19 protein-coding genes and 1 pseudogene are annotated in these 25,570 nt (G+C 38.1%); 9 read left to right on the forward strand and 11 right to left on the reverse strand.

Annotated elements, in window-relative coordinates:
* Positions 1–3 precede the first annotated feature (3 nt).
* Positions 4–1,698, reverse strand: a complete 1,695-nt coding sequence (locus K319_RS0110035) for a T9SS type A sorting domain-containing protein (protein ID WP_027383549.1) — start codon at positions 1,696–1,698, stop codon at positions 4–6.
* Between the two features lie 501 nt (positions 1,699–2,199).
* On the opposite strand from K319_RS0110035, the gene K319_RS0110040 reads away from it, so the two are divergent.
* The 5 genes from K319_RS0110040 (at position 2,200) to K319_RS0110060 (ending at position 6,394) form a co-directional block, all read left to right on the forward strand.
* Positions 2,200–2,835: a DUF6266 family protein gene (locus K319_RS0110040; RefSeq protein ID WP_027383550.1), complete on the forward strand. Its 636-nt coding sequence runs from the start codon at positions 2,200–2,202 to the stop codon at positions 2,833–2,835.
* Between the two features lie 121 nt (positions 2,836–2,956).
* Complete coding sequence (locus tag K319_RS0110045) at positions 2,957–3,673, forward strand: polyprenol monophosphomannose synthase (protein WP_027383551.1); 717 nt, start codon at positions 2,957–2,959, stop codon at positions 3,671–3,673.
* A gap of 2 nt (positions 3,674–3,675) precedes the next feature.
* Positions 3,676–4,047, forward strand: coding sequence for a DUF4296 domain-containing protein (locus tag K319_RS0110050; protein ID WP_027383552.1), 372 nt, complete (start codon positions 3,676–3,678; stop codon positions 4,045–4,047).
* A 60-nt stretch (positions 4,048–4,107) separates the two neighbouring features.
* Positions 4,108–5,238: a tRNA guanosine(34) transglycosylase Tgt gene (gene tgt / locus K319_RS0110055; protein WP_027383553.1), complete on the forward strand. Its 1,131-nt coding sequence runs from the start codon at positions 4,108–4,110 to the stop codon at positions 5,236–5,238.
* Between the two features lie 61 nt (positions 5,239–5,299).
* Complete coding sequence (locus K319_RS0110060; protein WP_027383554.1) at positions 5,300–6,394, forward strand: LptF/LptG family permease; 1,095 nt, start codon at positions 5,300–5,302, stop codon at positions 6,392–6,394.
* A 9-nt stretch (positions 6,395–6,403) separates the two neighbouring features.
* Here the strand turns inward: K319_RS0110060 and K319_RS0110065 are convergent, their stop codons facing one another.
* Entirely contained in the window at positions 6,404–7,615 is a 1,212-nt protein-coding gene (locus K319_RS0110065) for a type IX secretion system plug protein (RefSeq protein ID WP_027383555.1), read from the reverse strand.
* Between the two features lie 45 nt (positions 7,616–7,660).
* On the opposite strand from K319_RS0110065, the gene K319_RS0110070 reads away from it, so the two are divergent.
* Genes K319_RS0110070 through K319_RS21040 form a run of 3 tightly spaced genes read left to right on the forward strand, consistent with a single transcriptional unit; the run spans position 7,661 to position 9,068 of the window.
* Positions 7,661–8,299, forward strand: a complete 639-nt coding sequence (locus tag K319_RS0110070) for an MBL fold metallo-hydrolase (protein ID WP_027383556.1) — start codon at positions 7,661–7,663, stop codon at positions 8,297–8,299.
* 13 nt (positions 8,300–8,312) lie between these two features.
* A complete protein-coding gene (locus tag K319_RS21035; protein ID WP_051230587.1) occupies positions 8,313–8,564 on the forward strand; it encodes a hypothetical protein in 252 nt (83 codons plus the stop codon).
* A gap of 51 nt (positions 8,565–8,615) precedes the next feature.
* Positions 8,616–9,068, forward strand: coding sequence for a hypothetical protein (locus tag K319_RS21040; RefSeq protein WP_051230590.1), 453 nt, complete (start codon positions 8,616–8,618; stop codon positions 9,066–9,068).
* Between the two features lie 77 nt (positions 9,069–9,145).
* Here K319_RS21040 and pckA read toward each other — a convergent pair whose 3' ends face one another.
* The 9 genes from pckA to K319_RS20165 all read right to left on the reverse strand — a co-directional run bounded on the left by pckA (position 9,146) and on the right by K319_RS20165 (position 24,973).
* A complete protein-coding gene (gene pckA, locus K319_RS0110080; protein ID WP_027383557.1) occupies positions 9,146–10,759 on the reverse strand; it encodes a phosphoenolpyruvate carboxykinase (ATP) in 1,614 nt (537 codons plus the stop codon).
* 117 nt (positions 10,760–10,876) lie between these two features.
* Positions 10,877–11,779, reverse strand: coding sequence for a GYDIA family GHMP kinase (locus K319_RS0110085; protein ID WP_027383558.1), 903 nt, complete (start codon positions 11,777–11,779; stop codon positions 10,877–10,879).
* 301 nt (positions 11,780–12,080) lie between these two features.
* On the reverse strand, positions 12,081–12,956 hold the full coding sequence (gene fabD, locus K319_RS0110090; protein WP_027383559.1) for an ACP S-malonyltransferase: 876 nt from the start codon (positions 12,954–12,956) through the stop codon (positions 12,081–12,083).
* Positions 12,957–13,078: 122 nt separating this feature from the next.
* Positions 13,079–15,061, reverse strand: coding sequence for an amino acid ABC transporter substrate-binding protein (locus K319_RS0110095; RefSeq protein ID WP_034671630.1), 1,983 nt, complete (start codon positions 15,059–15,061; stop codon positions 13,079–13,081).
* A gap of 37 nt (positions 15,062–15,098) precedes the next feature.
* Positions 15,099–16,673, reverse strand: coding sequence for a bacillithiol biosynthesis cysteine-adding enzyme BshC (gene bshC / locus K319_RS0110100; RefSeq protein WP_034671664.1), 1,575 nt, complete (start codon positions 16,671–16,673; stop codon positions 15,099–15,101).
* Between the two features lie 325 nt (positions 16,674–16,998).
* Positions 16,999–18,921: a putative porin gene (locus tag K319_RS0110105; protein WP_027383562.1), complete on the reverse strand. Its 1,923-nt coding sequence runs from the start codon at positions 18,919–18,921 to the stop codon at positions 16,999–17,001.
* An 88-nt stretch (positions 18,922–19,009) separates the two neighbouring features.
* The gene (locus K319_RS21045; RefSeq protein WP_051230592.1) at positions 19,010–20,371 is read right to left on the reverse strand and encodes a T9SS type A sorting domain-containing protein; all 1,362 of its coding nucleotides are present in this window, start codon (positions 20,369–20,371) and stop codon (positions 19,010–19,012) included.
* 158 nt (positions 20,372–20,529) lie between these two features.
* Positions 20,530–21,987: a RagB/SusD family nutrient uptake outer membrane protein gene (locus tag K319_RS0110115; RefSeq protein ID WP_027383563.1), complete on the reverse strand. Its 1,458-nt coding sequence runs from the start codon at positions 21,985–21,987 to the stop codon at positions 20,530–20,532.
* 16 nt (positions 21,988–22,003) lie between these two features.
* Positions 22,004–24,973 (reverse strand): SusC/RagA family TonB-linked outer membrane protein, encoded by a 2,970-nt coding sequence (locus K319_RS20165; RefSeq protein ID WP_051230594.1) that lies wholly within the window; start codon positions 24,971–24,973, stop codon positions 22,004–22,006.
* A 396-nt stretch (positions 24,974–25,369) separates the two neighbouring features.
* Here K319_RS20165 and K319_RS21335 point away from each other — a divergent pair.
* Positions 25,370–25,570, forward strand: a pseudogene (locus K319_RS21335) (DUF4372 domain-containing protein); the annotation flags it as partial.

The raw sequence follows: 25,570 nt of genomic DNA on the forward strand, positions 1-25,570 counted from the left end.
TTTTTATTCTTTCACGATTTTAGTGGTCAGTTTCTTGTCTTTCTGTGTCGGGATGCTCGCTTTGATGATGTAGACCCCCTGTGGCAATCTTGAGGTATCGACCTTAGTAACTTTATTCTTCGTTTGCGATTGCTGTATCACCTTCCCCGTCATATCATAGACATAGATATCCGCACTCTCGAAGTCCAATCCTATCTCCACGTAGCAATAATCCTTCACAGGATTCGGGTAGATCCGGATATCCTTGTTCTCCAGCAGGTCCTCCAAATCACTGTCCAGCAGCTTCACCACCTTCCAGTTCTCCTTGCCCAACTCTTCCGCACTCGTTCCAGCCAGGATGTACGAACCGTCCCTGTTCAGCAATGCCGATGTCAGCCTTTCCTCCCTCTTCTTGTCCCTGCCCTCCACATACTTTCTCCAGACCTCCTTGCCATTCCTGTCGATGTACAGCATCCAGAACGTCTCATCGTTCTTCTCAACCTTGCCCTCACTCTGGGTGTAACCACCAATGAGGAATCCTTTCGTCCCGTCCTGGTTCTTTTCCCTTTGTTCCCTTATCTCATTCAAGGACATCAGCACATCCCTGTTTCCGAAGTTGTAAGATCGTTGCCACTGCTCATTGCCATCCTCGTCCAAGGCCAATACCCAAAGGTCTGTCCCTTCCTCCAGCTTCGCCCTCTTGTTGCCCGAGGTCTCGCTCCTGCTCTCGCCTCCGATGATGTAGCCCGTGTCCGTCAGAGCCAGCGTCCGGATATGGTCGTCCTCGCTTCCCCCGAAGTTCCTCTCCCATTGTACCTTATTGTTCCTGTCCAATTTCACGATCCAGTAATCACCTTCGCCATGGTTATCTGTGGTTTTTGGTTGATAGTTGATGGTTATTGGCCCTTCGCCTGTCATGCCGAGCGGGGTCGAAGCATCTACACCTGCTGAGGCCTTTGCACCCCCATGGTCTGCCGAGTCTCCTTCATTATTAATTTTTAATTCTTCATTAATTGCCCCGCTTCTGGAATAGATGCCCATCAGGACACCACCATCCTTCGTTGGGATCACCTTCTCAACCTCGTCCAGGCCTTTGCCACCCAAGATGAGCTGGCCGATGACCTTTCCGTTCTTGTCAAGTTTGGCCACAAGGACATCCTTGGAGCCATAACCCTTGCCCCGAGCTTGTCGAAGGGTGGGATGATTGGTTGAGCCTGCTACAATATATCCTTGATCTGTTGTCTGGGTTACACTTCTTGCTTCTTCACTATATCTTGTTCCTATCGTCTGCTGCCATTCTTCTTCGCCATTTTCATTTATTTTAATCACCCATATATCAGAGGAACCATTAGATTTTGCTTTTTTATCTAATGCCAAAGACGAATAGGAAGTGCCGGCCAATAGAAAACCGCCTTCCCTCGTGGAAACGGTGGAACTGAGGTAGTCGTGACGATTCCCTGAGAAATACCTCTCCCAGACCTTCTGGCCCTGCTGGTCAAGCTTCAGGATGTGGTAGTCGTAGCCTTTGTTTTGATTGGAGTTTGGGTTCTGATCCTTTTGGATGGATGAACCGGATACCAGGTATTGGCCGTCTATCGTGACAGCAAGCCCGGAAAGGAAATCCTGGGTATTGGAATCTACGTTCTTCTGCCAGCTTACCTTTTGGGCATGGACATGGCACAGGACAAGGACGCCCACGCTGATGCTGAGTCTTTTCATGGTATGAGTTTTTTTAACTGTTATTCTCTCGATGCAATGATGGCAAGGAGATGCGACAAAACTTGTCGCTTTTTATTTTTTCTAAAATTAATTGTTTTTTTACTGCATTCAAAATATTTTTCATTATTTTTTATTATGTTAAATGGGTTTAATGGGCTTTTTTAATGAAATGGCAAGCCTAAATCATATGACCATCGAACGAGCATCGAACAAGGGATATACATCGGATATAGAATAGATATAAATTGGATATAGAATGGATATACAGGGGATATACAAACCCAATATTATGTTAACAGAAAATCATAGAAACAAATAAATCTGCCCAGATCATGGAGATCTGCGAGAACAAAACCTGTGATCTGTTAAAATTTCATGTGCCATTCATAAAAAAATCCAAATAAAAAATAACACGCCAACTTCTGTCGTATCATCATGATACATTTGCAACATCAGCTGATAAAAAACAATTTAAAAAACAACTTATCAAAAACATGTATTATGGGAAAATTATACGACTCATTATTATCAGGCACTTCAGGACGTACAGGACGTATCGTGGTGGCCAATGTCTATGGAAACGAGATCACCAGAACTCGCCCTAGAAAACGTAATACTCAGCCAACCGCCAAACAGCTTCTCATCCAGAACAGGATGAAACGGTGCGCAGAGTTCATGCAGTCCTACAAAGGATACGCCTGCAGGCATTTCGGGAACAGGAGCGGAATGAGATCATGCTATAATCTGGCAATGACCAATCTGATGGAGAACTTCAAAATAGACCATGCAACCTCATCCATTACCCCCGATCACTCCGCTTTGGCTTTTTCAAGAGGAAATCTTTTGGCAGCAGTTCCTCTTTCGATAAAATTATCCGGAGCCAAGCTGGACATCGCATGGCAGGACAATTCAGCAGGGAATGTCGAAAGGGAGAATGATCTTGCCCAGATCCTCCTGGCAGCAGAGGACGAGAATCTATCGTTCTTTATCGAGAACGCCGCAATTCGTTCAGAGGCTTTCTACTCAGCCAATGTACCGATCAATTTTCAGGGAAAAATACTCCATGTCTGGATGGCCTTCCGTTCAAATGATAACGTAGCGGTCTCAAACTCGCAATATATTGGTACCATTGCTTAACTAAACAAACCCAACTATAATTATTTAAGGCTGGGTTTATTTTCGGGTTAAAAAAAGTTAATTTACAAACGACTAAAAAACATTAGCAGGTAAAAGATTATCTTTGCCAATTATTTGCAGAATGAAGAAATTAGTCATTATTCCTACTTACAACGAAAAAGAAAACATAGAAAAGATCATTTCTGCTGTTTTTGACCTGCAGCAGGACTTTCATGTTTTGGTGGTTGACGATTCTTCTCCTGACGGAACTGCAGACATTGTAAAGGAACTTCGTGAGAAATATCCGCTCCAGCTCCATTTGACGGTCAGAAAAATAAAGGACGGATTAGGCAAAGCTTATATCCACGGATTCCAATGGGCAATTCATAACGAGTATGATTTCATTTTCGAGATGGATGCCGATTTCTCCCATAATCCGAAGGATCTGATAAAACTTTATGAAGCCTGTAAAGATGCGGATATGGCTGTCGGATCCAGATATTCTCAAGGTGTGAATGTCGTGAACTGGCCGATGGGAAGGGTCTTGCTCTCTTATTTCGCTTCCAAGTATGTCCGGTTTGTTCTCGGACTCCCGATCCACGATACGACAGCCGGTTTTGTTTGTTTCAGAAAAGAAACGCTGATCGCTATCGGTTTGGACAAGATAAAACTGAAAGGCTACGGTTTCCAGGTCGAAATGAAATACCGCGTCTTCAAAAAAGATCTGAAGATCGTAGAAGTCCCAATTATCTTTACCGACAGGACCGAAGGCGAAAGCAAAATGAATGGCGGGATCATCCAGGAAGCTGTTTTCGGAGTTCTGAATCTTAAATGGAAAAGCCTAATCGGAAAATTGTAACCATGAAGTATTTCTTTTATATATTGATGATTTTCTGTGTTTTTTCTTGTCAGGAGGCAATACAAAAACCTGAGCATATTTTGTCCAAAGAAAAAATGGCTGAGATCATCGCCGATTTTGCCATCAATGACCAGAGCTATACCATCGGGGAAAATATCAATTCTGAGAATGCCACAAGATTTATTCTGAAAAAATATAATATCAAAGGCCAGCTATTCTCGGATAGTTATAAGTATTACATGACAAAGCCTGACGACCTGAAAGATATTATGGATCAGGCCCAGGAACTGATCAAGGCAAAAGACCCGAAAGCGGAAGCTTACATCAATAAAAAATTAAAAGAAAACCCAGATCTGCCACCACAGGCAAGATAGATTTGTAGAATGGATCCTCTTCGGTAAAAACCGAATTTGGGAGATTAATAATATTAAGGAATGAAATTTTTTGAAATCGAAAAAACTTCAGAATCAAAAGCGAGAGCTGGAGTGATTACGACGGACCACGGACAAATCCAAACCCCAATATTTATGCCGGTCGGGACCGTTGCATCGGTAAAGACCGTCCATCAGAGAGAACTGAAAGACGATATAAAAGCGCAAATTATCCTTGGGAATACATATCATTTGATGCTTCGTCCAAAGATGGACATTATGGAGCAAGCGGGCGGACTCCACAAATTTATGAACTGGGACAGACCGATTTTGACAGACTCCGGCGGTTATCAGGTTTTTTCTTTGGCAAAAAGCAGAAAGATCACTGAAGAAGGCGTGAAATTTAAATCTCATATCGACGGCAGTTTGCAGTTTATGTCACCAGAGGTTTCTATGCAGATCCAAAGACAGATCGGTGCCGATATTTTTATGGCTTTCGATGAATGTATCGCTTACCCGAGTGATTATAACGCTGTGAAAACCTCAATGGAGCTTACACATCGTTGGCTGAAAAGATGCATCGATTGGACGGAAGAGAACAAAGAACTGTACGGACACAAACAGAGATTGTTCCCGATCGTTCAGGGTTCTTGCTATTCCGATCTGAGAAAAATTTCGGCAGAGGTCATTTCAGAGGCCGGAGCAGAAGGAAACGCTATTGGCGGACTTTCTGTTGGAGAGCCGGAAGAAGAAATGTACAGAATCACAAATGAAGTGACGGATATTCTTCCAAAAGAAAAACCAAGATACCTGATGGGTGTCGGAACACCTTGGAATATCATTGAAAGCATCGGACTTGGGGTTGATATGATGGATTGTGTGATGCCAACGAGAAATGCAAGAAACGCTATGCTCTTCACGTGGCAAGGTGTGATGAATATGAAAAACGAAAAATGGAAAACTGACTTTTCGCCCTTGGATGAGTTTGGGACAAGTTTTGTGGACCAAGAGTACAGCAAAGCCTATGTCCGTCACCTTTTCGTAGCGAAAGAATATCTGGCAAAGCAGATCGCATCGATTCACAACCTGGCATTTTATCTGGACTTGGTAAAAGTAGCGAGAGAGCACATTATCGCAGGAGATTTCTACCAATGGAAAGAGCAGATCATTCCTCAGTTAAAACAAAGATTGTAAAAGAGAAAAGTAAAAGAACCAAGATCTATCCTCAGACTTCTGACATCCAACATCTGACTTTATGAAAATCATAGACCTGTACGTCATCAAAAAATATTTGGGAACCCTCATTTTTATGTTGGTACTATTATCTGTGATTATCATGGTTGTGGATGTTCAGGCAAAAACGCCAAGAATTGAGAGCAATGGTTTTACGGTAGGTTACTTCTTACTTAATTTTTATCCGTTCTGGATCATGAACCTGATTCTGACCTTTATGTCGATCCTGGTCTTTATCACGGTAATTTTCTTCACTTCCAGGATGGCAAATAATACGGAGATCGTGGCTGTCATTAGCAGTGGTGCAAGTTTTCACAGATTTGCCAGGCCTTATCTCATCACATCTTTGCTGATCGCCTTTATCACGCTTGGAGTCAATCATTTCGTTTTGCCGTGGTCCAACATCAAGAAAAATGTGCTGGAACCTTATACCTACAATGCGATCAATAAAGAAAAGCTTTTGGGGAATATGATCATCGCTTCGAACATCAATCCCAGCGAATATATCTTTGTCAACAGCTACAACAAAAAAGAAAACCGTGGTTCCGGTTATATGTATCAAAAATTTGACAAGAACAAGAATCTGACCTATCAGATCATGGCAACCGACATCCAGTGGGATGCAAAGAAAAAGCATTTTGTCATCAGCAATTATACGGAAAGGACCATAAAAAAAGATAATACGGAAATTCTTGGAAATGGGACCACCAAGATCCAGGATTTCAAGCTTCCGCCTTCCGAATTGTTTCCTGATAAACTGGTAGCCCAAAACAAAACTACACCCGAATTATTAGAAATGATAAAGCGTGAAAGAATGAAAGGTAATAACAATGTCACTTCTTTCTATAATGAACTTTACCAAAGAACATCCATGCCTGTCTCCATTATTATTCTGACTTTTTTAGGATTGTCTTTGTCTTCTCAGAAAAAAAGAGGTGGACTTGGACTGAATCTCGCTTTGGGAATTGCTTTGGCCTTTTTATTCGTATTTTCTTTTCAGGTTTTGAATGTTGTCTCCGAGAACAAAACTTTACCCCCACTTTTGGCAATGTGGCTTCCAAATATCGTGTTTGCCCCTATTGCGATCTATCTGTATGTAAAGAGAGCGAATGAATAAGCAGTCCATCTACCTGACCGGCGTCCGGAATTCTCCATACCCGATCAACCCATCGAAATTCCTGCCGAAAGGTGTGTAATATAGGAAAGCCTGATAAAGATTCTCTGTCTGCCAGAAATTACCGTTCACTTCGCCATAATTTAGTTTTCCATCAGCATCTTTTGTTGCGATGATATAGTTGTAAAAGCCTTGCTTCAGATAGATTTTGGCAATGTATTTTTGAGCTTTCTCATCATATTGCATCTGGCTGGTTTTGTCAGCTTTATAATCATTGAACATCCCCAGAACATAGAATTCTTTATCAGATCTCTGACTGTCCAAAGCAAAATGCACCCAGGAATAATCGGCTTCTCTGGAAGGATCTCTTTCTATTCCCAGATCATTTCTTCGGAAATAAAAAGCCCCATTCACATCCGGCTGATACTGATAATCTGCCGGATAAGCCCAGACAGGATAAAGATAGGTCTGATTTGCGCCATCTATATTCTCCGTATTGGCCACCATATCCATAGCTTGATTCATGGTCTTATTATCAAAGTAGTAAAACTCATTATTTCCAGGAAAGGCCAAATTCAATTGTTGGAACAAAAGCTGGTTTCCCAATGTGGAACTTGGGCGAAGGTTATTTAATGCGATTCCCCAATTGTTATTCTGGATGACACTCAAAGAGAGTGAGGAAAGATTATTGGTAATTCCCGCACCGCTTCCCGTAGCTTGGACTTCTATTCGTTGTTTTGCATTTGGGTTTCTGGCATCTATAAATCTTGTGACATTGATTCCCAAACTGGCCCCATCTTCATAAATACAAAATCTTCTTTTGAACAAAGGTTTGTCTTGAGAGTCTTTGTAAACAATGATCTCATAATTACCCGAAATCTTGGGCTGAATCTTTTCGTTTGGAAAAGTCAGCTGGTAATGTGTGTATTTCTGATAGGTATTGAAAGAAAACTGGAAATTCTCTATCAATGCATTCATGCTTCCATTCGCAAATTCTGTAAAAAAAAGACCATCGTCTTCCCAGTTCTTATTATAATGTTTGTAAGTATAACGATAAAGCTGGCTTGTATTTGAAAGATCGTCAAATCTCAAAATCAATTGCTCCCCTTGTCCGATGACAGCTGTCTCATCATTGGTCTTGGGATTGAAAACCTGGATGCTTTTAATTTCCTGCGCAAAAGAAATTGCAGCTAAAAAAAGAAAAAATAGTTTAATAACCTTCATCTTGCTAAGTTAATGTTTTATATTTTTACAATTAAAATAAAAAGAATGCTGCACGTAAAATCCTTTGCATTTAATCCATTTTCAGAGAATACATACATCATTTATAACGATGAAAAGGACGCTTTTCTTATAGATCCGGGAAATATGCCCGAAGCGGAAACCGAAACTTTACATGATTTCATCAAAACGAATGAACTTAGAATAAAAAATATATTGCTCACTCACGCTCACATTGACCATATTATCGGTCTACAATGGGCTCATGATACATTTAATGTTTCGGTCCTGATACATCCTGATGAGATGGAAATTCTTGATCGTGCATCTTTTACCGCAAAAAATTATGGTTTTTTCTTTCCGGCGTTCAAAGGAAAGATTCAGCAGATCAAAGAAGGAGAAAAATTAGATTTAGGACCGGAAACCATTGAGATCTACGATGTTCCGGGACATTCGCCGGGAAGTGTTGCTTTTTATAATGAAAACAATGGATTTGTGATTTCCGGTGATGCGCTTTTTATGATGAGCATCGGGAGAACTGACCTTTACAAAGGTGATTACGAACAACTGGTTTCAAGTATCAACAATAAATTGCTGACTTTACCAGAAAACACCAAAGTCTATAGCGGACACGGAGAATCAACATCAATCGGTTTCGAAAAAGAGCATAATCCTTTCCTCAAATAACAATTGATTACTCATGAAATACAAGTTTTTATTTTTATTTTTAATAATTTCCAGTCTCGTATTTTCTCAAAATGAAAAACTGGATAAAACTAAAACTGATAATATTCAGAAAGTAATCGGGTTATTTCAGGCTAAAAATATTGATGGGATTTCTAAAATTGTTAATTATCCTTTGAGCAGAGAATATCCAATTCCCAATGTTAAAAACGGTGCTGATCTCAAGAAAAGGTTCAATCAGATTTTTGATGAGAAAATCATTGATTAAATCTCAAATTCGAAACTTGATCAATGGTCAGAAGTTGGCTGGCGCGGAATAATGCTGGATAACGGAGACCTGTGGATTGATACCGATGGAAGAATTACAGCGCTTAATTATCAAAGCCAATTTGAAACAAATCAAAAAAACAACATTATTGCTAACGAAAAGAAAAATCTGTTTTCGTCTTTGAAACAATATAAATCGCCTGTTTATAAATTCACTACCAAAAATTATCTGGTTAGAATTGATGAATTGAGTAACGGAAAATACCGCTATGCTTCATGGAAAATAGGCAAAAAAGAATCTACAAAACCCGATTTGATTTTGGCCAATGGCGAAATCAGAATGGAAGGAAGCGGAGGCAATCACACCATTACTTTCAAAAAAGACGAGTTCAGTTACATTATTTACAGGGGAATCATTGGGGTAAAAGATGCACCAGAAATCGATTTAACAGTTGAACAAAAAAATAAAGTTATTATGCAACAAGATGGGAAATTAATTCAATAGTTTATGCTGTCAGGCTGAGGCTCTCGAAGCCTTTTAAATAAAAAAACGCTTCCAATTAGAAGCGTTTCTATTATCTTTTAGTCCTGATGAACTTCTGACAAAATCGGTCCCGAAGAAACCAGTTCCAGAGCTTCGTCATTATCGGTGAACTGCTCAAAATACTTGATATATCTCGCAGCCAGATCTTTAGCTTTGGCTTCCCAATCCGAATTATTCTCATAGGTATCCCTCGGGTCAAGGATGTTTTCGGAAACGTTTGGCAACGATATCGGGAACTCCAGGTTCATCACAGGAACTTTGTTGGTTTCAGCTTTATCAATACTTCCATCGATAATCGCATCGATGATTGCCCTGGTGTCTCTCAAAGAAATTCTTTTTCCGGTTCCGTTCCAGCCTGTATTTACCAAATAAGCTTTCGCACCGTGCTCTTTCATTTTTCCAATTAACGTTTTAGAATACATTGTCGGATGAAGCGTCAAAAATGCTTCTCCGAATGCCGGTGAAAAAGAAGGTGTCGGTTCTGTGATTCCCAATTCTGTTCCTGCTAATTTGGATGTATACCCGCAAAGAAAATGATATTGGGCTTGTTGGTCTGTCAAGATAGAAACCGGAGGCAAAACCCCGAATGCATCAGCCGACAAGTAAATGATCTTACTTGCATGACCAGCTTTGGAAGGAAGGACAATTTTGCTGATATGATAAATCGGATAGGAAACTCTTGTGTTTTCCGTAATAGAACCGTCAGCGTAATCTACATTACCTTCGTCATCTGTAACCACATTTTCCAGCAATGCATCTCTTCTGATAGCACCGTAAATATCCGGTTCTTTTTCCTTACTAAGATCAATCACTTTTGCATAGCAACCACCTTCGTAATTGAACACACCATTGTTGTCCCAGCCGTGCTCATCATCACCGATCAGGTAACGTTTCGGATCTGCGGAAAGTGTGGTTTTCCCGGTTCCGGAAAGTCCAAAGAAAACAGCCACATCCCCATCCTCTCCTACGTTTGCGGAGCAGTGCATAGATGCCATTCCTTTCAGGGGAAGATAATAATTCATAATGGAAAACATGCCCTTTTTCATCTCACCACCATACCAGGTTCCGCCAATAATCTGCATTTTCTTTGTCAAATCGAACATTACAAACACTTCCGAATTAAGCCCGTGCTCTTTCCAATTAGGGTTTACAGATTCGGAAGAGTTGATGACCACAAAATCCGGTTCTCCATAATTCTGAAGGTCATAGTGAGAAGGACGGATGAACATATTCATCACAAAATGAGCCTGCCAGGCCACTTTTGTCACGAATCTAACCTTCAGTCTCGTATCCTCGTTAGAACCGCAAAACGTATCGATAACGTAGATTCTGTCGCCGGAAAGGTCTTTGGTCACGATATCTTTTAACTCATCAAAAACTTCGACTGTAGTTGGGCGGTTGATGTTTCCGTCCCACCAGATCGTATCCTGAGTGATATTGTCTTTTACAATATATCTGTCTTTTGGAGACCTTCCTGTAAAAATTCCTGTTTTTACAGCCACAGCGCCCGACTTTGTCAAAACGCCTTTAGCAAATCCGGAATTGTTCGGGTCCATTTCCGCCTGGAAAATTTCTTCGTAAGTGGGGTTGTGGATAATCTCTTTCGGATTGAAAATACCTTGACGTTCAAGATAAGATTTTAACTTGTCCATTTTTAATTTTTTTGAAGATTAAGGGTGTTGCGACAAATGTAAAAATATCGGCGAATTATCAAAGTTTTTATAAACTGACTTTCATCAGTTTAAATGAAATTTATAATTAATTAATAATCAACTAATTAAACTTGACCATTGAAAGATTTTGGAGAAACCCTGCTTTTTGAAATAGCTTTCATAATCTCCAAATTTGGACGTCAGAACGAAATCTCCACCCCAAGCTCCCAAACTTTTGACAAAGCCCGGACAATTTTGGAAATATTTTTCTTTCACAGTTGGAACTCCGAGGAAATCGGACAGTTTTTGCTCGTGAATGGTCATTAATTCTGAAAATTCTTCCAAATTCTGACTGTTGACAATCAATTTGGTTAATTTAGAATAGTCATTGATTAATTCCGTTGAAGTCGGCTTGGACTTATAATGAGAAATTCCTTCTCTTGTATCTTGCTTTTGGTTGAGATGAATGAAAATCAGTTCATTTTTGAAACTCGGATCGAAATCAATTTTATGATAAGTCCTTTCCGGAAAACGGCTGTAGAGAACTGCAGATTTCTCCTTCGCAACCGCAACATCATATCCACTTCCGCCAAGACTGATTTCGTTCAGAATAAAAGCATCGATATCTGCCCATTCTGCAAGATTGTTCATTAATGTAGAACTGCTTCCCAATCCAAAGTCTGAAGGAAACTGAAGATTGGTTTTGATGTGATAAGAAGTATCATTTTTTAGTTTGGATTCAGAAAGACTCTGAACATTTCTGAGCGTTTTAAGAATGAATTCTGCCGCTTTGGAATCATTGGTTTCAATAATTTCCCAATTTTTATAATCAATTTTAGCCTTTAGCCATAATTGATTCTGATGATAAGCTTCCCAAACTATCAATGACTTTTGGTCTTCATTCTCCGTATAAAAAAGCTCTTGTCCCAGCTTTGTTGGAACAGCCAGGACAAGAGCGCCATCAACAGCAACATATTCTGAGGTAAGCATTAATTTACCGGGAGAGAAGATTCTCTTCATATATGCGCTATTATTTTTTAATTATTAATCTAAAGACCAATGTGTCGCTCCTATAGAGCTCTCACTCAATTGGTCATTATTTCCTATAAACATCTCGCTCCTACGGAGCTTCAAGAAAAGCTGACCATCAATATTACAATCATTTCGCTCCTACGGAGCTCACTTAATTGTTTATTATTTTTTCTACAACATCTCGCTCCTACGGAGCTTTGCTAAATTTCCCACAGGGAATTTAGATTTAGCAGACAAAGCGTAGAATCTTATGCAGCCTACTTCGGCACTTCGGATTAAAATTCTTTAATTAAATTGCAGAAGCAACAGTCACTTCCGGATTGATTTTCTTTATCAAACCCTGAAGTGTTTTTCCTGGTCCAACTTCTATAAAATTAGTTGCGCCGTCTTTTATCATATTCTGAACACTCTGAGTCCACTTTACCGGACCCGTCAACTGTGCGATAAGATTTCTCTTAATTTCTTCCGGGTCAGAAACCGCAGTTGTCGTGATGTTCTGATAAACCGGAATCGTTGCATTTCTGAACTTCGTGTTTTCAATCGCAGCAGCCAATCTCTCCTGAGCCGGCATCATCAATGGCGAATGGAACGCACCATTAACAGGCAACAACAAAGCTCTTTTTGCGCCGGCGGCTTTCAAGGCTTCACAAGCTTTTTCCACAGACGCTGTTTCTCCGGAAATCACCAATTGTCCGGGACAGTTGTAATTGGCAGGAACAACAATTCCCTCGATTTCTGCACAGATCTCTTCAACTTTCGCATCTTCCAGACCGAGAATGGCAGCCATAGAACTTGGGTTGATATCGCAAGCCATCTGCATCGCCTGTGCTCTTTCGGAAACCAATTTCAATCCGTCTTCAAAAGATAAAACGCCGTTGGCGACCAAAGCAGAAAATTCGCCCAAAGAATGTCCGGCAACCATTTCTGCGCCCAGTCCGTTCGCTACTTTTACTGCAGCAACCGAGTGCAGGAAAATAGCCGGCTGGGTAACGCTGGTTTTTTTAAGGTCTTCGTCAGTTCCGTTGAACATTACAGAAACAATATCAAAACCTAGAATATCATTGGCAGAATCCATCAGGTCTTTCACATCTTTTCGGGAATCGTACAATTCTTTTCCCATCCCGACAAACTGTGAACCCTGCCCAGGAAATACAAGTGCTTTCATACTTTTATAAATGATGATTGATGAATGATAAATGATGATTCATCAATGTTTAAATTTTGTTTATTATTAATATCGAATCAGCGAATCTTGAATCAATTATCATTCATCGCCTATCAATTATATTACTGCATCAATCTCACTACTCTGTAACCGTTGTTGATGTAAGCGCCATTTGGTTTTGCTTTTACAAATTCAAATTTTGTAGCCAGCTGCGTTTGTGATTTGCCGATCTGTTTGAAGATTTCACCTTTTTTGTTTTCTCTCGTCAACATATCGTTCATCACATCAAAACCGATAACGGCATATTTTGATGGTGTTTTACAATATTTGCCTTTGTAAGCGGCAAGAATTTCTTTTTCGAAATCGCCCTCGTAGTTGATTTTTCTGTCCATCAGATAAACCAGACTCGCTTTTGAAAGGTCATCCACATTTTTCTCAAAGCTTGGACTATAGAACATACTGAAGGCTTTTACGCCATCTGTTTGCTTTCCAAGCGCAATAATTTTTGAAGCAAATGCAGCACCCGCAGACTCGTCATCGTCAGCCAGAATTGCAATCACAGGAACAGATTGCCCTGTCATCATATTGTTTTCTAATTGAATTTCTGATGAAGAATTAACAATAACCACATTGGGTTTTGACAATGATTTTTCCAAACCGGATTTAATCGCGTTAGCATTAGCTTTGGAATTATCTGCCACGATGTAGATTTTCTGGTCCTGATAAACCTGACCTACTTCTTTTACGATTCTATCCGAATAAACAGAGTTTTCAGTTTCGATGATAATCAGATTGCTGTAATCAAAAAGGTCTTCCGAGTTCGCAAATGGCGCAACGACAGGAATCTTTTTATCATTTACAAATCTCAGAACTTCAAGAACACTTGATTTGAAAAAAGGCCCAACAATCAAATCTGTATTATCAGGATTGATTTGGGAAAGACTGTTCTTGAAAGTCGTTTCGTTGCCGGCATCTACCACTTTGATGTCCAGTTTTTGTCCATTAGTTGCATTTCTCTCAGCTGCCAATTTTGCACCCGTCAGGAAATCCATAGACATTGTTCTGTACTTGGCATCGTTCGCATCGTATCCGAAAGGCAGCATCACAACAACACTCAAAACATCACCGCTTTTTTTAGAATACATCGGATCTTGTTTCTTGATTTTCAAAACCATTCCGGCTTTCAGTCCATCAGAAAGATTTGGATTAAGGCTAATCAACTGGTCCAATGTCACATTGAATCTGTTCATAATACTGAACATTGTATCACCATTCTGAACAGTGTAAGTCACATAATCATCTTCTGAAGAAGTTACAGATGAGGAACTTTTCTCAGGTTCGGAAACTGTAGTCTGCCTTGTCGTTTCAGTAACCGGGGCCGAAGTTGCATTGCTTTGAGAATTATCTTCAACCTTGATAGATTGAGAAGAATTGGCAACAGGATCAGCACCGGAAACTCTGATTGCCTCTCCCGGTTTCAGACCTGTTGTTTCCAATCCCGGATTCAAAGCAAATAATTGCTTTTGTGTCAGGTTGAATTGTCTCGAGATCTTATAATAATTGTCTTTGGCCTGAACTACATATAAACCTTTGTCCGAAGAAGTCGTTTCAGTTTTGTTTACTGTTTTGACTTCTGCAGGTTTTTGTGTAGTTGTGGTTTGAGCAACAGTTGTAACCGCAGAACCACCAAATTTCTGAATGTTATCGATTGGCAAAGTAATCTTGTCCCCGATTTTCATATGAGAATCTAACTCAGGATTCAGTTTTCTAAGCTCGGCTTCAGAAATCTGATACTGTTTTGTAATGCCGTAGATGGTTTGTTTTGGCTGCAAAGTAATGGTCCCTGTTTTGCCAGATCTTGTTCCTGACACAGCTGGAGAAGCTGCAGCTTTTGAACCTCCTCCTTTTGAAACGACGATGACATCGCCAATTTTAAGGCCACCTTCTTTTTTGGAAGGATTCAATTGATACAATTCATCAATCGTTATACCATATTGTTTAGAAATCCCATAAGGCGTTTCCTTTGGTGCAACAGTGTGGGTTTTCTGTGCCGAAAGCCCTAAAAATGCGATAAGTCCTGATAAAATGAAAATCTTTTTAACCATCCTTTTTATATAATGTTACAAAAATAATGCTTTCAGATTAAATGGGCGACATTATCAGTTCCGATTTTTGAACATCCATTTGTTGATAACTATCGGCAATCCATTGCCTGCCAAAATCCGCATAGAACACACTGAAATTCAGCACTCTTTCCTGCCAAGTTCCGCCGGGATGAACTTTCAGAAACAGATTTTGCATCTGCTCAAATTTCTCAGACTGCTTTATTTTTTCGGCTTTCAAAAGGCGTTTTTGCATTCTTCTGAATGATTTTAATTGTCGAGTTTCCTCTGCATTTACAAGATTTACAAAGGTTTTGTCTGTTTGTTCCGCTTTTATTTTTATTTCTGAAAATGAATTGATCAAATCTTGTTCTTTCTTTTCGAGAAGTAATTTGATCTCGTTGTTATGTAGTATTTTTTGATTGATAACCTCTGCAAAGTTCCCGAAGAAATCTTCGATCTTCAATCCTGAGTGTTCAATTTTTCTGAAAGTTTTCTCTTCCAGAAACAACATCGAGTTTCTTGGAATCAAGATGGGGAAAGGGAGATCGATGGATTCGAAATGATCTTTCAATTCTATCCAATACATAATCTCGGCATTTCCGCCAACGTAAGCCAGATTTGGCATGATCGTTTCCTGATAAGCCGGACGAAGAACCGCATTGGGACTGAATTTCTCCGGATGATTTTCCAGTTCATTTAGAATTTCTTCTTCTGAAAATTTCAAATCGGTTTCTAGAATGAAATAATCGTTGTTGATTTTCTCAATTCTATTTCTGGTTTCTGTCAAATAAAACAGATTGATTTCTCTTGGGTTGACCTGAACTTTATGATATTTTTCTTCGAGAAATTGTCTTTGATTTTTAGTGGTTTCGAAAAGTTGATTTGATAATAATTCTTTTCTGAAAATATCTTTGACCTGATTCTTCAGTTCTTTTTGGTTTCCATCGATTATGAGTAATCCGTAATCTGAAAACAATTGATTGACCAAATATCGAATCGCCTGTGTATGGGTTTTTCCTTTTTGATAGGCTTTTTTAATCCAGAGAATCAGTTCGGTTCCGTAGAGATTGTCTCTGAATTCCTTCTCAAATTCCTGAATGAAAAAGGTTTCATCGATTTTGATATTTCCAACATCGCCGCCAGTATTGCCTTTGATTTCGTAATAATGTTCACGGGTCTTGAAGTGGTTGACCTCATCAAAATCGTGGTCTTCCGTTGCCATCCAAAAAACGGGAACGAAATTGAATTCCGAAAAATTGGATTTTAAAAACTCTGCGGTTTTGATGGTCTGCAAGATCTTATAAACAAAGAAAACCGGACCTGTAAACAGATTAAGTTGATGACCGGTTGTAATTGTAAAAGTATTTTTATCTTTCAAAGAGAAAAGATAATCCAATTGTTTTGGAGACATCTGTTCTTCCTGATTTTGAAAGAAAATTGCATTGTAAAGGATTTCTCTTTTATCCTCAGAATATGAATTTTGTTTCTCAGAAATTTGATTTTTGAAGTTGTCTAAATCGAAAGTTTTATTTTGAAATCCTTCCAATTTTTTCCCCAAGAAGTCTTTTATAAGCTGTGGAATGCTGTCTATATGTTCGAAACCGATGGTCATTTGGTTGATACTTTTTATATTTTTAACGCAAGGTTCGCAAAGTTTTTTTAACAACTTATTGTTTTTAAGATACGCAAAGGCGTTTCACTCAGCAAAGTTTTAAGGTTCTATTTATTTACAAATGTTATTTTTATGTTTTAATTGCAGCCCGACTTATCTCTAATTTATTTATTTTTTCATTTGAATCGATGAATCTCGTTCCTCGATTTGAGCGGAAATCCTTTTTGCTTTTTTGCTAAAAAGTAAAAAGATTGACTTCATCGAACCACTTCGTTAGGTTTGGGAGCGGAAGGCGAATAAAGCTGCCATAATTATTCTAACAAAATTAGTGGAAAAGATACCAGACCACACCTAAATTCAATCGAAAATCATAAATAGGGTAATTTGGTGCCGTGAACGATTTGTTCTGCATAAAAGTCTGGTTGATATGCTGACCTTCTACATAGAAAAACATACGCTTCACTTTCATATTAATGTAAACATCAGCAATAGGCTGTCCTCCAATTGAATAAGCGCTAGTTCCGGGTAAAATATAATCATTCAGAATCGGTGAATATTCTCTCGAAGCAAATTTGGTGAAATAGTATAATTTAATTCCAGCCTGGATTTCCGCAGCTTTTTTGAAAGCCGGAGCTTGATAATACAAATTGACCCTGCCGATAAAATCCGGCATTGGTAAAAGATTATCGTTGGTCAAAGCTTTTTGGAACAACACCCTTCCGTTCAAATGAAATCTTTTATAACTGGCAGTTGCTTCGCCACCGATCTGAGAAATGTTGAGGGAAGATGAACTCTGTTGCGGTTTTGCTGAATTGTCGAAATATGTATAATTATCGATTCTATAATAATCCACAAACAATTGTGTGTCGAACCATTTTGCTAGTCTCAAGGTTCCACCGATTTGTGTTACGGCTTCATTATTGGGGTTTTGCAGATAATAATTATAATTGAGGTAATGCGAAGAATTCACGAGATAATTAAAACTCGGATAAGCCGACTGGAAATTAACTCTACCTTCTACCAAGTAATCTTTAATCGGCTCAAAGACCAATTCGTTGGTTGTTTTGATGTAATCTCCGAATTCTGAACCTTTGGAAATCTCCAAAAAGGATTTCAGTTGGATCTTATCTAATAATTTAATTTGCAAATTACCAACGGCTCCGAATCTCTGTTCTTTGAAATATCCGGGAATATTTAATACAGGATAAGCATTTTTGTTTCCAAAAGTAATATACTGATGACGGAATCCTGCATCCAATTTGAATTTCTCATTATCCCAAACCAAAGTGAATGTATTGCTGAGATTGTTGGAAAACTTTTTACTATCTAGAGAAAATCCTGTAATATCTATACCACCAAAAAAATCTGTATTCGTTGTAGTTTCCGAGAAATAGTATTTATTTCCCTGATGATAAATTGTATGCCTTAGTTTGAACGGGTATTTCGCCGGGTCAAAAGGTGAAAAATCCTGGCTAAAATAATATCGTCTGTAACCATATCTCGATTCAGCACCAGATAAATTGGTCTCGATATTTTGACGATTGTTGAATCTGGAATCACCACTTAAGAACACATCCAGATCGGCTATACCTCCATTTTCCTGATTGTTTACGTTCTGATGGATGTAATGGGCATAGGCCTCATACTTACCATTTGGAGAAGTATAATGTCCACTGAAAATCGTATTGTTACTTGCCGCTAAACTATTTCGATAAAGACCTTGCGACCTTAATCCCATATATTCTATCGCAAAATTGAAATTCTTGCCAACATTTTGCGTGTAGGTTGTATGAAGCTGCCCTCCATTTTTCATTGCGTTGTTATAGAAAAATGTGGTTGTTGGTGTTTTGACATCGTAATAATTGATGTCGTTTTCTCCTAAAATATAGAATGATTTATTTTCAGGGAGAAGGCTAAGATTTTGTTCTGCATTTTTCTCATACATCAAATTCTGAAATCCTGAACCAACATTAGCATATTGGATTTTTCCAAAGTTATCTTTTTTGTTATACTGGGTTACGATGTATGACCTCTCAATAGCAAATGTCGTATCGTAGATCTTCTTTTCGGAGAATCTTTTTTTGACCTGATAATCATAAATGGTCGGCTTGTATATTTCTAATGAATCCTTCTCCCCGGAATCTACTTTTAAAGTATCGGAAGAGATTTTGTTAGAATCCGTTTTATTTATCTGTTGTGCATTAATGATGATATTCAAAAACAATAACAGAGTGAATAGGTATTTCATCAAGGAAATTTGAGTACAAAAATACTAATTATACTGAAATAAAAAATCCCGCAAATTGCGGGATTTAATTATATAAATAATATTTAAATTATTTTTTGATAACTTTAGTGTTTTCAACACTTCCATCAGCATAAACAGCTTGAACTACGTAAGTTCCTTTTGCAAGATTAGAAACATTAACTTGTGCGTTAGATTTTTCTCTCTTGATAACTTTACCTGACAAATCGATAATTGCAATTTCTTTGATATCCTTAGAAGATTTCAAAGTAACAACATCTACAGCTGGATTAGGGAAAGCAGTCAACCTGGTTTTGTTAGCGTTTACATCAGAAACACCTAAATTAAGGTTACCTGAAAAAACACTGAATGCTGGGATTGGCAATCCTGTAGCAGTACTAACCGCCTGACTAACCCCTCCTGCAAAACCTACGGTCGGACTTACGAATGCTAATGAGCCAAAATATGGTGAATAAGTTGCATCACCCGGAATCTCAGTCCAGTTCAATCCACCATCTGTTGAGTAAGCTGATCCTGCATCAAACCCTGAAGTAACATAAGTATTGGCCGTTCCCGGAACATATGCTATATTGTTAGAATAAAAAGTTCCATTAGGAGTAATAGGTGTCCAGGTAGCTCCACTATCAGAAGTTGAATATAACAAAGAAACTCCATCTTCATCGGATATCAACAATCCATTAGTAGAATCTTTGAACGCTACATCAGCTGTAAATCCAGTAACTGTTACTCCACCAAAATCAACAGCAGGAGTCTCGAATGCTTGCCAAGAAGCCCCTCTGTTTGGAGAATAAAGAACTCTTCCCAAGTCTGTTCCGTACCAGATATTATTACCTTGAACCGTAATTTTAGAGGTATATGCATATTCCGCACCATCAAGCGGGGTAGGTGCTGTTCCAGTAGGAATATTGGTCCAAGTAGTACCACCATTGGTTGTAGTGTACATTTCGTATCTTAAGTTAGCTCCTGTACCAAATGGATCTCCTGCACAGAATCCATTGTTCTCATCCCAAAAATGAACCACATTTGCAAAGGAAATTCCTGTACTAAACGATGCTGTTGTTTGTTTCGTCCAACTTGTTCCAGCATTAGTAGATTTCCAAATACCATTTTGGGAACCTGAACCAGAGCTAACAATCCATGCAGTAGTAGCAGAAATCGGATGCATATCTCCAATGGTAGCTGCAGCAATAGGACCAGAAATCAATTTATTCGCCCAAGTGTTCCCACCGTCTGTTGATAGACCAATATATCTACCCGTATCTGTAGCAGAAGAAGCTGCTGTGTCACTAAACCAAATTGTATTGGCATCTACAGCTTTAAGAACATTTACATAGTGTAGTGCCGGAGCTCCTGTTGTTTTCGGCACCCATGTCTGAGCTTGTGATAGACTTCCAAGAGAAAGCAATGCTAAAGAAAATAATATTTTTTTCATATGATAAAATTTAATTTTACTGTAAATATAATAATTAATACTGAAATCCAGTCAATTTTTAACACCATTTTTTTAATTAACATTTACATTTGATATTTTTCATAAAAAAACACCTTACTATTTTATAAGGTGTTTTAATATTATCCTGAAAAATAATTTTAGTTATATCCTGGATATTGTTTTAAGTTTGGATTAGCATTAACAGCTGATTGACTGACTGGCAAAACGAATAATTTATCATTTGCAGGAACATCACAATTCATTGTGCAATTTGATGCTTTTGTAATTGGCAAATTGTAACGCTTAAGATCCAAGAACCTCTGTCCTTCTCCGAAAAATTCTTTTGATCTTTCTGTTATTATATCAGTAAGTAGTTCAGCCCCTGTACTTGTATAAACCTTACCTTTTCTTTTTGCAGAAAATGTATTTAATTCTGTAAGCGCTAAAGTCTGCTGACCTGTGTGGTAAAGCGCTTCAATATGACTCAATTCTGCATCCGCGAATCTTAGAATTTTAAGATTTCTCATGTAATCTTTTAGAGCTGAATTGGCATCAGGCCTAGTTTTATTTGGGTATTTGGTTGTCCAATACCCTTGATTACCAGTAGCATTATTGACCGCAAATAAACTTCTTCTGACATCCGTAGTATTAAAAGATGCATAAAAGGACTGCATGAAAATAAGATTTCTCTTTGAATCCAATCTACTATAGTAAGCCGGCAAGGCAATATTAGAACCTATTCCGGTAACAATATTTGAATTTTCGTTTTGATCAAGCTCCCAGATTGTCTCAGGCTGGTTTTCAGCCAAGGCATCGTTATCACCCGAAAAATAACTTACATAGCCTGCTTGATCTATTGGAGCCAATTTATATGATGCTGCATTATTGATTAGGTCCGAAGTATATTGCAATGCAAGTTCAGCATCCCCAGGTGCTCTTCTTGTTAAATAAACTTTTGATAATAACAATTTTGCTGCTGCTTTCCCTAAAAGCACTTTAGTAGATGGTGCTGCTTCAGCACCTTGTTCCCCAGCTTTAAGGTCAGAAATTATCTGCTCATAGACCTGAGCAACTGTGGATCTGGCCGGCTGAATCAATGAACCATAGTTACTCAACACAATCGGCACACCATACTCTTGATTGATACCAGAAGTTGGAGTTGGAGAATAATAATTAACCAAAATGAAATAAGCGTATCCTCTCATTAATTTTGCTTCAGCTTTTATTCTTTCAACATTGGCATTAGAGGGTACATTTGTATCATTGATAACCAAGTTACAGCTCATTATGACATCGTACATTAATCTATAAAAACCAAAATCGCTCTGATTAGGACCATAAGTTTTATTAGCTGTGAATAAATATAATGCGTTGGTTGATGACATAAATAATTTATCGCCCAATAAATCTCCAAACAACAAAAGCTCTGTCCCATATCCGCTAGTAGATGACATATTAAAGTATGCCCCTTTAAGCAACATTTGCATTTTCTCCTCAGTTAAAGGTACTTCAATGTTGTCTGAACTCTGAGCCTCCAGGTCAAGATCTGATTCACTACAAGAATTTGTAAATGCCAGACATAATAATGACGATGCGATTAAAATATATTTTTTCATTTTCTTTTTGTTTTAATTAAAATCCTACTTGAACTCCCAGAGACATTGTTCTAAGTACTGGTGAAGCATACCAATATCTTCCTTTACCTAACCATGACCAAGAATTAGAATTTGATTCCGGGTCATAATTAAGGTTTTTATCAAACGCCCATGTTAATAAATTGGTTCCTCTTAAATAAATTGTTAAATTATTAAGCCCAACACTTTCTTTAAACAAACTTCCAAAAGAATAGGATATTTTCATTTCTTTTAGTCGTATGTGGTCACCTTTTCTCATAAAACGATCTGATTCCAATCTAGAATTGCTTGGATTACCAATAATTGCTTTAGGGTTACTTGCCGTATAGTTTTCCATTCCTGGTGCATCTGTCCAGCTATCATATAAAGCATCTGTAATTTGGTTACGTGTTGGAAATCTACCATCATGCAACGTGTAGGACTGAACACCATTTTGAACATAGAAATCAAATTGTCCTGACAATAGGAAACTTAATGTCAAGTTTTTATATTTGAACTCATTAGTAACTCCTACATTATATAAAGGGAAGGCGCTCTTACCTAACCAAGCTCTATCTGCTTTTGTTTTATCATTTGTCACATCGGTTTTATCACCGTTTGTGTACCAAAGTGCATCACCCGCTTTGATACCCTTAGTAGCATCATCAGCTGTTGCAACACCTGCCCATAACCAAGTATAGTACTCTCCAAGTACATGTCCTGGTGCTAACGCTACTAAAGCATTGGTAGCATCACCTGCATCATCTCCTTCAAAAGTACGTAAAGCTTGGTTATATTCATCCAAAACAGTTTTTGAATAAGCCCCATTTGCATTGATATACCATTGGAAATTACTTGTTCTTATTGGAGTTGCCTCTATTACTAATTCAAATCCTTTATTATTTATTTTTCCAATATTCGAGTAGAAAGCACTTGGCCCACCTGATTCTGCCGCAGGATAGAAATAATCTATAGCATTATCCGTTATTTTTCTGTAATAATCTAATGTAAACTTCAATCGATCGTTAAAGAAACCGATTTCAGCTCCAATATCCAAATGCTTAGATTCTTCCCATGTTAAAAGAGGGTTTCCTGCATTCACGATTGATCCAAATCCACCAGCTCCTCCGTAATTATAAGTCCAATTGTAACCAAGCAGTGTTGCAGAGTTGTATTGTGCACCCCATTGATCCGCATAAGGGATATTACCTAAAACACCATAACTAGCCCTTATGTTAAAAGTTGAAAACGCTTTTGGAGCGAATGACTCCTGTGCCACATTCCAAGAACCACCTACTGACCAAAATGTACCAAATTTTTCAGTTCCTAAAGTAGAATTACCATCTCTACGGATTTGACCAGATACAGAGTATCTTTTATCAAAGCTATAATTTAATCTTCCGAAGTAAGAAATTTGTCTCCAAGCTAGATCATCATTATCTGCAAATTGATCATCCGAAAATTGGAAATATGGATCATTTGAGTTTGTTGTAAATGTTTGCACATTCAAAACATTATAGGTGTGATCTTGATATTCCATCCCTGCTGATGCATCTACAGAATGTCGATCCCCGAAAACATTATGATAGTTAAACGTATTACTCCAGTTCCAGTCCAATGTATTTGTTCTATGATCACCTAAAAACCCTTGATCCTGCGTCATAATAGTAAACACAGGGTGTCCTGCAGCTACAATTTCTCTTTCTCTCATGAACATTGCTTGTGCACCAAATAATGAATTGAAAGAAAAATTCTTTGAAAAACTATAATCCATATTGGCTGATGTAATGAACGTATTAATAGCCGACAATTGTCTTGCTTCATTTAACATAGATACCGGATTAAAACCAGGAGTATTATTTCCTGCCCCCTCACCTAAATCTAATTGATTATAAGACCCGTCTTCATTATAAATAGGTCTCAATGGAGAAAGCATAATTGCCGAGGTTACAGGATTCGCAGAAGCCCTTCCCCCATAGTAAGTATTTCTTTTTACATTAGAATAGTTTAAATTCAAACCAAACTTTAGTTTATCTGATGCCTTATGGTCAACAGCTGCATTAATACTTATCCTATCAAATGCAGAGGTTAAAATTAATGGTTTATTTTGGTAATAAGAACCCCCAATTCTGAAAGACGTGTTTTCTCCACCACCTGAAGCTCCAAAATTATATGTATTAACAACCGATGTACCCCTGGTGACAGCTTTAATCCAATCTGTATTGGTATTTTTTAAATCTCCTTCATTATAATAAGTATTCTCATAATTTTGAAGGAAATAGGTTTTTGCCTCGTCCATATTAGTAACAAGATCCTCAGACACCCCTTGTCCTCTACTATTCCATACCAGCATTGAACCATACTTGATATACTCATCAGCATTCATCACTTTCATCTTATCGTAAGCTCTATCCTGAAGTCCTGTTTCTGTAGAGAATTCAAATTTGGTTTTCTGATTGAATTTTCCTTTTTTTGTTTTAATGATAATTACACCATTAGCACCTCTGGAACCGTACAATGCAGTAGCCGATGCATCTTTTAAAACCTGAACAGACTCTATGGCATTTGGATCAATAGCCGCTAAAGGATTCCATGATTCCATTACTTGGGCATTGTCCGCTCCTTTACCTACAACTACACCATCGATAACATATAAAGGGTTAGGTGTTCCAATCAAAGAACTCACCCCTCTGACAATTACCATATTAGAAGACCCTGGATCACCACTTGCGGAAGAAAAGTTCAAACCTGCAACTCTACCATTCAAAACTTCATCAACAGATGAGAATGGCGTAGACTCAAAGTTAGCCTTAGAAACTGTACTATAAGAACCTACTTTCTGAGCCGGATCCAACTTGATGTTTCCAATTACAACTACTTCTTCAATGTCTTTTGTGCTAGCTGTATCTCTCTTAGCTTTCTGTGCCATTAATGCCTGTCCCGTAAAGAACAATACGCCAACGGATAACAATCGTAATTTTACATTCATATTAACACTATTTAATTATAATCTGCAAATATGTTAAAAAAAATTAACAAGAACAAAAGTTAACGGCCTAAATAAATTAAATTTTTAAAAAAAAATCATTCTCTTTGAAAAATGGATAAAAAACAAGCTGAAAACCATGCTAAAATTTATAAATCATTGATAGTTATTGAAATATTCATTGAATTAAAAACATTCGCACAATTCTTTATTTAGAATTAATACAAATTAGCAAAATAAAAAAAACCGCCATATTTGGTAGTCATGGTCGGAAGATTTTCTTCCGACTTTTTTGTTTTTATATGCGCAAAAAATAATTTTACAATTACCTGATAATCAAATAATTAACTTGTTTTTGTCGTTTAAATTTTGTATATTTATACTGATAATCAAACATTTATGTCAGTATTCAATGACCACAAAGTTTCCCTTAGTCAGGTTCTGGATTTCATTCCCGAGGCGCTTTTAAGCCATCTATCAGCGACCACCAATGTTGACCACTATAGTAAAGTGCTCCATGGGAGGAAAATGTTCTATCTGCTTTTATTCTGCGTCTTTGACAACGATAGATTGAGCCAGAGGACACTTGAGGACACTTTT

Source organism: Epilithonimonas caeni DSM 17710 (genome assembly GCF_000426465.1).
GTDB classification, from domain to species: Bacteria; Bacteroidota; Bacteroidia; order Flavobacteriales; family Weeksellaceae; genus Epilithonimonas; species Epilithonimonas caeni.